Below are 11,691 nucleotides of genomic sequence, written 5' to 3' on the forward strand. Positions count from 1 at the left end.
CCGAAAGACGCATCCATGACCGCACCCTCAGATCCCAAAACCGCCAACCAGATGTGGGGCGGGCGTTTCGCCGAAGGGCCGGACGCGATCATGATGGCGATCAACGCCTCGATCGGGTTCGACCAGCGGCTTTACGCGCAGGATATCGCCGGGTCGCGCGCCCATGCGGCGATGCTGGCCGCGACGGGTATCCTGACACCTAGCGATGCGGAAGCGATCGGGGAAGGCCTGCTCACCGTGTTGTCAGAGATTGAAACGGGCGGGTTCCCGTTCCGCACCGATCTGGAAGACATTCACATGAATGTGGAAAACCGGCTGAAAGAGATTATCGGTGCGCCAGCGGGGCGGTTGCACACGGCGCGGAGCCGTAATGATCAGGTGGCGGTGGATTTCCGGCTTTGGGTGCGCGATCAATGTGATGCGGCTATTGAGGGGCTGACGGCGCTGATGCGCGCCTTTGTCGCACAGGCCGAGGCCGGAGCCGATTGGGTGATGCCGGGCTTCACCCATCTGCAGACCGCGCAACCTGTGACATGGGGGCATCACATGCTGGCCTATGTCGAGATGTTCGCCCGCGACCGCTCACGGTTCGAGGATGCGCGGCGTCGGATGAACGAATGCCCGTTGGGCGCGGCGGCGCTGGCGGGCACGGGGTTCCCGATTGACCGGCAGATGACCGCACGCGCGCTGGGGTTTGACCGGCCGACCGCCAACAGCCTCGATTCGGTCAGCGACCGCGATTTCGCGCTGGAGTTTCTGGCAGCCAGCAGCATTTGTGCGATGCACCTGAGCCGCTTTGCCGAAGAGCTGGTGATCTGGTCCTCGGCGCAGTTCCGTTTCGTGCGCCTGTCCGACAAATGGACGACGGGCAGCAGCATCATGCCGCAAAAGAAAAACCCTGACGCGGCAGAGCTGCTTCGCGCCAAGATCGGGCGGATTCTGGGCGCGACGGTGGCGTTGTTCACGGTGATGAAGGGCCTGCCCTTGACCTATTCCAAGGACATGCAGGAAGACAAGGAACAGGTGTTTGACGCCGCTGATACGCTGATGCTGGGTCTGGCGGCGATGACCGGAATGGTGGGCGACATGACCGCCAACCGCCCCATGCTGGCGCAGGCGGCGGCAAGCGGGTTCTCCACCGCGACCGATCTGGCGGACTGGCTGGTGCGCGCGCTCAACCTGCCGTTCCGTGACGCGCATCATGTGACCGGCACGCTGGTGGCGCTGGCGGAAAGCACAGGCTGCGATCTGCCGGATCTGTCGCTGGCGCAGATGCAGGGCGTGCATGCGGGCATCCGTGCCGATGTGTTCGATGTGCTGGGGGTGGAAAACTCGGTCCGCTCGCGGCAGTCTTATGGCGGCACCGCGCCGGATCAGGTGCGCGCGCAGGTGGCGCGCTGGAAGGAGATTTTGGCATGACCCGTCTGGTTTTTGCAGTTGTGGCACTGGGCGCTCTTGCGGCCTGCGGGGCGGATGGTGCGCCGGAACGCCCCACTCCGGGCGTTCCGGTGACGGGGGATGCGCGGGTCGGGGTTGTGCTGCGCTGAACGGCTCTGGCCTAGGCGCGATGGCGCGCTAGGTTGCGGCTGATACCAAGGGAGCAGGCATGACACCGCTGCGCATGATCTATCTGGCACTGGCAATCTGGGGTGCGGTGCATCCGATGTATTGGTTTGTCAGCTACATGCGCGAGACCGGCACCGGGTTGTCGGGGCTGATTGATGCCTGGTATGTCAATGCCTCGACCACCGGGCTGACCTGGGATCTGACGATTGCGGCGATTGCGCTGACGGTCTGGGTGCTGGCCGAGACGGTGCAGCGCAAGGCCTGGGTCAACCTGATCGCCATTCCGGCCACCTTTTGCATCGGCGTCAGTTGTGGCTTGCCGCTGTATCTGTTCCTGCGGTCGCGCTGAGCCACGTTCCGTTTGAATTTGCGCGCGGCAACGGATAGATGCTGGCGCGAAGTTTAGCCGGGGTTGTGGGGCACATGGACCATTTTCTGTATCAAAACGGGCTGCTCCATGCCGAGGATGTCGCGATTGCCGATATTGCGGCCACGGTCGGCACACCGTTTTACTGCTATTCGGCGGCCACGCTGACCCGGCATTATCACCTGTTCACCGAAGCGCTGTCGCCGCTGCCGCATCTGGTGTGCTTTGCGATCAAGTCGCTGTCGAATGTCGCGGTGCTCAAGCTCTTGGGCGATCTGGGCGCGGGCATGGATGTGGTGTCGGGCGGCGAATACCGCCGCGCCCGTGCGGCGGGCGTGCCGGGAGAGCGGATCGTGTTTTCCGGTGTCGGCAAAACGCGCGAGGAAATGCGGCTGGCGCTGACCGGGGGCATCCGGCAGTTCAACGTGGAATCGGAACCCGAAATGCGGGCGCTGTCCGAAGTGGCGATGTCTTTGGGCGTGGTGGCCCCGATCACCATCCGGGTGAACCCCGATGTGGATGCCAAGACCCATGAGAAGATCGCTACCGGCAAGAGCGAGAACAAATTCGGCATCCCGATTGCCCGCGCGTCAGAGGTCTATGCCGAGGCGGCGGCGCTGCCCGGTCTGCGGGTCATTGGCATCGACGTGCATATCGGCAGCCAGCTGACTGAGCTGGAGCCGTTTGAGCAGGCGTATCTCAAGGTTGCCGACCTGACCCGCCGTCTGCGCAGTGAGGGGCATAGCATTGAGCGGCTGGATCTGGGCGGCGGTCTGGGCATTCCCTATGCCCGTTCGAACGAGGCGCCGCCGTTGCCGACCGATTACGGCGCGCTGATCAAGCGCACGGTGGGCGATCTGGGCTGCGAGATCGAGATTGAACCGGGGCGGCTGATTTCGGGCAATGCGGGTATTCTGGTGTCGTCGGTGATATACGTAAAGAACGGCGAGGGCCGGGATTTTCTGATTCTGGATGCGGCGATGAACGATCTGGTGCGCCCGTCGATGTATGGCGCACATCATGACATCGTGCCGGTCATCGAGCCAGCGCCGGGCCACGAGCCGCGGCCCTATGACGTGGTCGGCCCGGTGTGCGAGACGGGGGATACCTTTGCCAAGCAGCGCGCATTGGCCACGCTGGCCGAGGGCGATCTGGTGGCGTTTCGCAGCGCGGGGGCTTACGGCGCGGTGATGGCGTCGGAATACAACACACGACCGCTGATCCCCGAGGTTCTGGTCAAGGGGGATCACTTCGCTGTCATAAGGGCGCGTCCGACCTTTGACGAAATCCTTTCGCGCGATACCATCCCCACATGGCTGTGACACCCCGTTCAGCCCGTGGAAAGGCTGGCATGGCGGTTTCCGACCCTGATGACATTCTGAACCGCATCGCTTTGCCGCTGCGTCTGACCCATATGGGCCTTTGGGCCGAGCGGCTGACGCGGGCGTTCTGGCCGCTGTGGACATTGGTGCTGGCGGTGCTGGCGGCCTTGGCCTTTGGGGTGCAGGACCATGTTTCCATTGAATATGTCTGGGGGGCTGCGGCGCTGGTCGCGGTCGGGGGGCTGGTTGCCCTCGGCCTTGGCCTGCGCGCGTTTCACGTTCCGGGGCGGGCCGAGGCGCTGGTGCGGCTTGATTCGCGGCTGCCTGGCAATCCGATTGCCGCGCTGACCGATGTGCAGGCCATTGGTGTGGGTGATCCAGCCTCTCTGGCGGTCTGGCGCGCGCATCAGGCGCGGATGGCGGCACGTGCGGCGCAGGCGCGGGCGGTGGAACCCGATCTGCGGCTGTCGTCGCGCGACCCGTTTGCGCTGCGCTATGTGGCGCTGACCGCCTTTGTCATGGCGCTGATGTTCGGCTCTTTGTGGCGGGTGACCTCGGTGGCGGCGCTTGCGCCGGGGGCCGCAGGCTCGCTGGCGGCGGGGCCAACGTGGGAGGGTTGGGCGCAGCCGCCGGTCTATACCGGCAAGCCGACGCTCTATCTGAATGATGTCACCGCCGAGACGCTGGAGGTGCCGGTGGGTACCAGGCTGCAGTTCCGCCTGTATGGCGAGGTGGGCGCGCTGTCCCTGACCGAGACCGTGTCGGGCGCGGCCGAAGCGCCGGCGGATGGCGTGCAGAGTGTCGCGCGCGATTTTGTGCTGAACAGCTCGGGCACCGTGACCATTGACGGGCCGGGCGGTCGCGCCTGGGCGTTTACCGCCACGCCGGACCGGGCGCCGACCATTACGGCGGAGGGCGAGATCGGGCGTGAGGCGGACGGCCGCTTCAAGCAGGGCTTTGCCACCAGCGACGATTATGGCGTGGTGCAGGGGCAGGTCAGCATCGCGCTGGATCTGCCCGGCATTGACCGCCGCTTCGGTCTGGAGGCAGAGCCAGAGGCGCGCGATCCGGTGGTGCTGGATCTGCCGATGCCGGTGACGGGGGATCGGGCTGCGTTTTCGGAAACCCTGATCGACGATCTGTCGCAGCACCCCTTTGCCAATCTGCCGGTGGTCATGACCTTTTCGGCCACCGATGCCGCTGGCCAGTCGGGCGAGGCTGCTCCGCTGAACGTGACCCTGCCCGGCAAGCGGTTCTTTGACCCGCTGGCGGCGGCGCTGATCGAAATGCGCCGCGATCTGTTGTGGACACGCGACAATGCGGCGCGGTCGGCACAGGTGCTCAAGGCGGTGACGTACCAGCCCGAGGAATTCATCCGCAACCAGCGCGCCTATCTGCGGCTGCGGGTGGTGATGCGGCAGCTGGATGCGGAAAAGACGGCGCTGACGCCGGAGATCCGCGACGAGATCGCCGAAGAGCTGTGGCAGATCGCGCTTTTGGTCGAAGAGGGCGACTTGGCGAGCGCGATGGAACGCCTGCGCCGCGCGCAGGACCGTCTGGACGAGGCGATCCGCAACGGGGCCAGCCCGGAAGAGATTGACCAGCTGATGCAGGAAATGCGTCAAGCGCTTGCCGATTACATGCAGCAACTGGCCGAAGAGTCGCAGCGCAACCCCGACAGCCAGCTTTCGCAGAACATGGAAGGCATGGAAATGTCGGGTGACCAGCTGCAGGAAATGCTGGATGAGCTGCAAAAGCTGATGGAAGAGGGCCGGATGGCCGAGGCGCAGGAACTGATGGAGATGCTGCGCCAGCTGATGGAAAACATGCAGGTCACCCAAGGCGAGGGCCAAGGGCAGGGCCAGGGTCAGGGCAATCAGGCGATGCGCGATCTGGGCGAGACGTTGCGCGATCAGCAGGGGCTGTCGGATGACGCTTTCCGCGACTTGCAGGATGGCCAGCCGGGCGGCCAGCAGCCGGGGCAAGAGGGCGAAGGCGAAGGGCAGGGCGGCGAGGGTCTGGCCCAGCGTCAGCAGGAATTGCGCGACCGGCTGGGCCAGCTTGGCCGGGGCCAGCTGCCCGGTGAGGGCAGCGAGCGCGGCGAAGCGGGACGCCAGCAGATGGACCGCGCCGGTCGCGCCATGCGTGAGGCCGAAGAGGCGCTGCGCGGCGGCGATCTGCCCGGCGCACTGGACCGGCAGGCCGAAGCGATGGAAGCGCTGCGCGAAGGCATGCGCAACTTTGGCGAGGCCTTGGCCGAAGAACAGCGCGAGCAGCAGAATGGTGCCGATCAGGGTGAAGCCTTTGGCCGCGCCGACCCCAACAGCCAGCGTGACCCATTGGGGCGTGAACCGGGCGATTCCGCCCGTATCGGATCGGACCGCAACATGCTGCAGGGCGAGGATGTGTATCGCCGCGCGCAAGACCTGCTGGACGAAATCCGCCGCCGCACCGGCGATCAGCAGCGGCCAGAGGCGGAGCGCGATTATCTGCGCCGCCTGCTGGATATGTTCTAGTCAGCCCTGCTCGGGGAAACGCCAGTTTTCCGCCTCGGCGGCGATCCGGGCGGCGCAGGCCATGACCTGCCCTGCCTCTGCCTCAAGTGCTTCGAGCGAGGTGCGCGCGGTGGTCGATGTCACCGACAGCGCGCCCAGTACCCGCCCAGTGCGGGTCAGGATCGGCGCGGCGCAGCAGATGATCCCCGGCTCATGCTCTTCGCGGTCAAAGCCGTAGCCACGGGCGCGGATCGCGACCAGCTCGGCGCGCAGCCGGTCCGGGGTGTCGAGCGTCTGTTCGGTGAAACGGTGGAAGGACTGGCGGGCAAAGGCGGCCTCCATCGCGCTGTCGGACATGAAGGCCAGCATCGCCTTGCCCACCCCGGTGCAATAGGCGGGGCCGACCTTGCCGGCCTGTGAAAACATCTCGACCGGCTTGGCCGCGTTGCATTTGTCCACATAAAGCACCTGCCCCTGATCCATCTGCGCCAGATGCACGGTCTCGCCGGTCTGGCGGGCAAGATCGGTGATGTAAGGGCGGGCTATCGGGGCAAGGGAGCTTTGCGCCCAGGCCGCATGCGCCAGCCGCACCAGCCGCATGCCCATGGTGTAGGTGCCGCGATCACTGTCATACGCCAACATCCCCTGATTGGTCAGCGTTTGCAGAAAGCGGTAGAGCGTCGCCTTGGGGTAGGGGGCGGTGTCCAGCAGGTCGGAAAAGCGCACGGGTTGGCCATGGCTTGCCACCATATCCAGCACATCCAGCGCTTTGCCAACGGTTCCGTCCGCGTGTCCCCCGTCCGCCTGTTTGTCACCTGCCATCCGCTTCTCCTGAACCTGCCGCCGTTGACACTGCGCAGGATAGCAGCCATAATTCTCATTATTCAAGACTTAGTTTCAAATGCTGGAACTAAACAAAGGGGGAAGCAATGGCCGGTCGAGCAGAGCGCAGCGTGACGGGGTGGAGCGTCGGGCCATGACCGACGGCTTGCGTGCCCGTGTGGCGGCCATTGCCTCTGCCCTGCCGGGGGCGGCAGTCGATGACCCTTGGGGTGGCGGCCGTGAGGCGTGGAAGGTGGGCGGCAAGATGTTTGCCTGCATCGGGGCCGCGTTGCCCGGCGTTGCGGTGAAATGCCCCGACACCGAAACCGCCACCATGCTGATCGAGGCCGGGGTGGCTGAGCGGGCGCCCTATTTCCACAAAAGCTGGGTCAAGCTACCGGAAAGCGCCGATGACGCCGAACTGCGGCATCGTCTGCTGACATCGTATCGCCTTGTGCGCGCCGGGCTTCCGACCCGGCTGCGCAAGGACTTGCCCGAACCGCCGGAGGCCTGAGATGGGGTTCGGCACACTCCTCCGCCGCCCGGCCTGCGCCGGGCGGCCGGGCAACAGCGCCTTTCCGGCGGCGCTTGTGCAGCGTTTTCCACCGCGGCAGCGGGTCTTTGCCGGGCTGATTTTGGAGGCAGTGACGTGATGCAGTGGCGGATGGATGCGGGGGTGCAGACCCTTGCGCTGACCTCGGATGGCGGCGTGCCGTTGGTGATCTACTGGGGCGCGCGGTTGCCCGAGGCCGAAGATCTGGCGCAACTCGCCGCCTCGACCCGGCACGACCTGACCGGCGGCATGTTGGATCAGTTGTCCGCTCTGACCCTGACGCCGGAGTCGGGGCGGGCCTTTGCCGGTCAGCCGGGGCTGATCTGCGCCGAAGCGGATGGCACGCCGCTGCATCCGCTGTTCATCTTTGACCGGGCGGAGCGCCATGCGGACCGCCTCACCTTGATCAGCCAGGCCCCCGGCCTGACCCTGTCGCACCGGATCACTGCGCAGCCGACCGGGATGTTCACCCTGCAGACGGTGCTGGAGGCCGCGCGCGACATTCGCGTGCTCTGGCTCGCCGCGCCGGTGCTGCCTGCGCCGCAGGCGGCGGATCACATGATCGATGTGCATGGCCGCTGGGTGCGGGAGTTTCATCTGAACCACGTGGCCTGGACCACTGGCATCCGCGCGCGCGAGGCGCGCACCGGGCGGTCAGGGCATGAACACCCGCCCTATCTGATCCTGCCGGAAACCGGCTGCACCAACACCCAAGGCGGTGCTTTTGCGCTGCATTATGCGTGGTCGGGCGGGCACCGGATGCTGGCCGAGGAATTGCCCGATGGCCGCCGTCAGGTGCAGTTCGGCGCGCCCTTAGGGGCGGAAACGGTGGCGGCACAGCGGTTTGAGACGGCGGAGCTGGTGGCGGTTTACTCTGATACCGGGCTGAACGGCATCGCGGCTGCATTTCAGCGCGACATCCGCGACAGGGTGATAACGTGGCCCAACCCCGCCCGCCCGCGCCCGGTGCATTACAACTGTTGGGAGGCGATCTATTTTGACCACAGCCTCGCCGATCTGACGCAGATCGCCGACCGCGCCGCCGCCTTGGGGGCCGAGCGCTTTGTGCTGGATGACGGCTGGTTTGGGCGGCGCGATGACGACACCCGGTCTTTGGGCGACTGGACCATCGACCGCAGCAAATGGCCCGACGGGTTGCAGCCGCTGATTGCGCATGTGCAGTCCTTGGGCATGACCTTTGGTCTGTGGTTCGAGCCGGAAATGGTCAACCCCGACTCTGACCTCTGCCGCGCGCATCCCGATTGGGTGCTGGGGCCGCTGGATCAGGTGACCGGGCGCAATCAGCTGGTGCTGGATCTGGCGCGGGCCGAGGTGCGCGATTATCTGTTCGACGCGGTGTCGGCGGTCCTGTCCGATCATGCCATCGACTATGTCAAATGGGATCACAACCGCCTGTTGCCGGTGGTCGACTCGGCCCAGACCTATGGCGCTTATGACCTGTTCGACCGGCTGCGCACCGCGCATCCGGGGGTGGAGATCGAAAGCTGTGCATCGGGTGGCGGGCGGATTGATGCGGGGATCCTGGCGCGTACCCACCGGGTCTGGCTGTCGGATTGCATCGATGCAGAAGAGCGGTTGCGGATGCAGCATGATGCCGCGCTGTTCCTGCCGTCCTGTGTGACCGGCAGCCATGTCGGTGCAGAACACAGCCACACCACGGGCCGCGCCTTGCCGATGGCGTTCCGGGCATGGGTGGCGGCGCAGCGGCATTTCGGGTTCGAGATGGACCCGCGCCGGATTTCTGACGGCGATGCTGCGGTGCTGACCGAGGTGGCAGCGTGGTACAAGGCCAACCGCGACTGGATGATGGCGGGCACCATCCTGCGGCTGGACAGCGCCGACCCGAGCGTCACGGCCGAGATGCAGTTGGCGGAGGGTGGCGGGCGCTTTGTGGTCTTTGCCGGGCAGAATGCGCAAAGCGTGCACAGCCTGCCGCGCCCGTTGCGGCTGACCGGGCTCGACCCGGCGGCGCGCTACCGGATCACCTTGCGCAACGCGGCCGATGCGCCGCCGCAGTCGCGCGGGCCGAATGCGCTGAAAGTCGCGCCGCTGACGCTGACCGGGCAGGTGCTGATGGGGCAGGGAATTTTGCTGCCTGTGGCATGGCCCGCGACGATGTGGGTGATAGAAGGAGAGCGGCTATGAGGCCGGACCAAACTGCCGTGAACTGGATCGCCGTCGATTGGGGCACGTCTAATCTGAGGGTCTGGGCAATGGGGGCCGAGGGCATCATCGGTACGGCCTCGTCTGATGATGGTATGGGGCAACTCTCACCGGATCAGTTTGAACCGGCGCTGCTGGCGCTGATCGCGCCGTGGCTGGGCAAAGGCGTGACGCCTGTGATCGCCTGCGGCATGGTTGGCAGCCGTCAAGGCTGGCATGAGGCACCGTATCGCGCCGTTCCCTGCCCGCCGCTGGACCGCGCCGGGCTGGTGCAGGTGCCGGTGCAGGATGCGCGGATCACGCTGCATCTGGTGCCGGGGCTGAAGCAGATGAAACCCGCCGATGTGATGCGGGGCGAGGAAACCCAGATTGCCGGGGCTTTGGCGCTGCACCCTGCGTTTGATGGCGTGATGTGCCTGCCCGGCACCCATTCCAAATGGGCGCAGATCAGCGCGGGCGAGGTGGTCAGCTTTCAGACCTATATGACCGGCGAGCTGTTTGCGCTCTTGTCGGAAAAATCGGTGCTGCGGCATGGGATGACGGGCAAGGGCTGGGATGACGCCGGGTTTGAGGCTGGCCTCTCCGCCGCCCTGTCACGCCCCGACCGGATCGGCGCGCAACTGTTCAGCCTGCGCGCCGAAGGTCTGCTGGCCGGGCTGTCCCCCGAACAGGAGCGGGCGCGGCTGTCGGGCCTGCTGATCGGTGTCGAACTGGCCGCTGCGAAACCCTATTGGCTGGGCCAGCCGGTCACCCTGATCGGCGACGAGTCTTTGTGCCAACTCTACGCCCGCGCCCTGTCGGTGCAGGGGGTGGAGGCGCGGCTTTTGCCCGCCACCGAATGCACTCTGGCGGGGCTGGCCAGCCTTGCCCGCCCCTTGGAGACCACATCATGACCCATCGCAACCTGATTGCCATTCTGCGGGGCATCACCCCGCGCGATGCCGTGCCGGTGGCCGAGGCGCTGGTGGCCGCCGGGATCACCCGGATCGAGGTGCCGCTGAACTCGCCCGACCCGCTGGTGTCGGTGGCCGCCATGGCGCAGGCGATGCAGGGTCGGGCGCAGATCGGCGCGGGCACCGTGCTGAGCGTGGCGGATGTCCGGGCGGTGCAACAGGCGGGCGGCACGCTGATCGTCTCGCCCAATTGCAACCCGGATGTGATCGCGGCCACCAAAGCCTGCGGCATGGCATCCTGGCCGGGTGTGATGACACCCACCGAATGCTTTGCCGCGCTGGAGGCCGGGGCGGATGGGCTGAAGATCTTTCCAGCCTCGCTGATCGGTCCCGAAGGGGTCAGGGCGATGCTGGCGGTTTTGCCGCCCGAGACTTCGGTCTATGCTGTGGGCGGCGCGGGGGCGGACAATTTCGCCGACTGGCTCCGCGCCGGGGCCGATGGCTTTGGCATCGGCACCGCGATCTATAGTCCCGGCCTGTCGGCTGCCGATGTTGCAGCGCGCGCGCAGGTCATTGTCAAAGCTTATGATGAGGCCGTCGCATGACTCTGTTCAACGCCACCCAATGCACCCTTGGCGAAGGCCCGCTCTGGCATCCCGAACGGGGGGAGCTGCTGTGGTTCGACATTGTCGGACGCCGCCTGCATTCGGCCAGCAGCTACTGGCAGTTTGGCGAAATGGTCAGTGCGGCAGGCTGGGTCAGCCGCGATGTGCTGCTGATCGCGTCCGAGTCGCGGTTGTTCCGCTATGATCTGGACACCGGTGCCGAGGAAACGCTGTGCATGCTGGAGGCGGACAGCCCGGCAACGCGGTCGAACGATGGCCGCGCCGACCCGATGGGTGGGTTCTGGATCGGTACCATGGCCAAGGCCGAGGCCAAGGGCGCAGGTGCGTTCTACCGCTACTACAAGGGAGAGTTGCGCAAGCTGTGGGACGGGATCACCGTGACCAATGCGCAGTGCTTTGTCCCCGATGGTCGCACCGCCTATTTCAGCGACACGCCCACGCATCAGGTGATGCGCGTGGCGCTGGATGCCGAGGGCTGGCCCTGTGCGGCACCCGAGGTCGCTTTGGATTTCACCGCGCAGGGCTGGTATCCGGATGGTGCGGTGACCGATGCGGCGGGCAATCTGTGGATCGCGTTCTGGGGGCGTGGCTGTGTCGAGGGCTATTCGCCGACAGGGGAAAAGCTGGCGACCTATGACTTCCCCTGCCCGCAAACCACCTGTCCGGCGCTGGGGGGGGCTGACTTCAGCCAGCTTTATTGCACCTCTGCCGCGCGGGATCTGACCGATGGCAACCCGGCCAATGGCCAGACCTTTGTGCTGGACACCGGCATCCGGGGCCGTGCCGAGCCGCGCGTCCTGCTCTGACTCCGGCTGCGGGACGCTCTTTACTTCGCATGCCCACACGATCAGAACGGCCCCGCA

Annotated in this window: 11 protein-coding genes; 10 read left to right on the plus strand and 1 reads right to left on the minus strand. The window is 66.0% G+C overall.

The genetic code is table 11. From position 1 onward, the window contains the following. The first annotated feature begins 15 nt into the window (after positions 1-15). From argH to D1012_RS01070, 5 genes are all read left to right on the plus strand, one after another. Positions 16-1,419: an argininosuccinate lyase gene (gene argH / locus D1012_RS01050; protein WP_118149489.1), complete on the plus strand. Its 1,404-nt coding sequence runs from the start codon at positions 16-18 to the stop codon at positions 1,417-1,419. Next, positions 1,416-1,547, plus strand: coding sequence for an argininosuccinate lyase (locus D1012_RS01055; protein ID WP_118149490.1), 132 nt, complete (start codon positions 1,416-1,418; stop codon positions 1,545-1,547). The genes argH and D1012_RS01055 overlap by 4 nt, the downstream gene beginning before the upstream one ends. Positions 1,548-1,606: 59 nt before the next feature. Beyond that, positions 1,607-1,915, plus strand: coding sequence for a DUF2834 domain-containing protein (locus D1012_RS01060; protein WP_118149491.1), 309 nt, complete (start codon positions 1,607-1,609; stop codon positions 1,913-1,915). 74 nt (positions 1,916-1,989) lie between these two features. Further along, complete coding sequence (gene lysA, locus D1012_RS01065; RefSeq protein WP_118149492.1) at positions 1,990-3,255, plus strand: diaminopimelate decarboxylase; 1,266 nt, start codon at positions 1,990-1,992, stop codon at positions 3,253-3,255. Continuing rightward, positions 3,246-5,771, plus strand: a complete 2,526-nt coding sequence (locus tag D1012_RS01070; protein WP_435530886.1) for a TIGR02302 family protein — start codon at positions 3,246-3,248, stop codon at positions 5,769-5,771. Before lysA ends, D1012_RS01070 begins: the two co-directional genes overlap by 10 nt. On the opposite strand, the gene D1012_RS01075 is transcribed toward D1012_RS01070, so the two are convergent. After that, entirely contained in the window at positions 5,772-6,572 is an 801-nt protein-coding gene (locus D1012_RS01075; RefSeq protein WP_118150002.1) for an IclR family transcriptional regulator, read from the minus strand. Positions 6,573-6,726: 154 nt separating this feature from the next. On the opposite strand from D1012_RS01075, the gene D1012_RS01080 reads away from it, so the two are divergent. The 5 genes from D1012_RS01080 (at position 6,727) to D1012_RS01100 (ending at position 11,634) form a co-directional block, all read left to right on the plus strand. Further along, positions 6,727-7,086 carry an MmcQ/YjbR family DNA-binding protein gene (locus tag D1012_RS01080; protein ID WP_118149494.1) on the plus strand — a complete coding sequence of 120 codons (360 nt, stop codon included), beginning with the start codon at positions 6,727-6,729 and terminating at the stop codon, positions 7,084-7,086. Positions 7,087-7,224: 138 nt separating this feature from the next. Then, positions 7,225-9,291 (plus strand): alpha-galactosidase, encoded by a 2,067-nt coding sequence (locus D1012_RS01085; protein WP_118149495.1) that lies wholly within the window; start codon positions 7,225-7,227, stop codon positions 9,289-9,291. Further along, on the plus strand, positions 9,288-10,202 hold the full coding sequence (locus D1012_RS01090; protein ID WP_118149496.1) for a 2-dehydro-3-deoxygalactonokinase: 915 nt from the start codon (positions 9,288-9,290) through the stop codon (positions 10,200-10,202). Before D1012_RS01085 ends, D1012_RS01090 begins: the two co-directional genes overlap by 4 nt. Beyond that, positions 10,199-10,807 carry a 2-dehydro-3-deoxy-6-phosphogalactonate aldolase gene (locus tag D1012_RS01095; RefSeq protein ID WP_118149497.1) on the plus strand — a complete coding sequence of 203 codons (609 nt, stop codon included), beginning with the start codon at positions 10,199-10,201 and terminating at the stop codon, positions 10,805-10,807. The genes D1012_RS01090 and D1012_RS01095 overlap by 4 nt, the downstream gene beginning before the upstream one ends. Next, the gene (locus D1012_RS01100) at positions 10,804-11,634 is read left to right on the plus strand and encodes an SMP-30/gluconolactonase/LRE family protein (RefSeq protein ID WP_118149498.1); all 831 of its coding nucleotides are present in this window, start codon (positions 10,804-10,806) and stop codon (positions 11,632-11,634) included. Before D1012_RS01095 ends, D1012_RS01100 begins: the two co-directional genes overlap by 4 nt. Positions 11,635-11,691: the final 57 nt, after the last annotated feature.

It is taken from the genome of Pseudotabrizicola alkalilacus, from assembly GCF_003443995.1.
Taxonomy (GTDB): Bacteria; Pseudomonadota; Alphaproteobacteria; order Rhodobacterales; family Rhodobacteraceae; genus Pseudotabrizicola; species Pseudotabrizicola alkalilacus.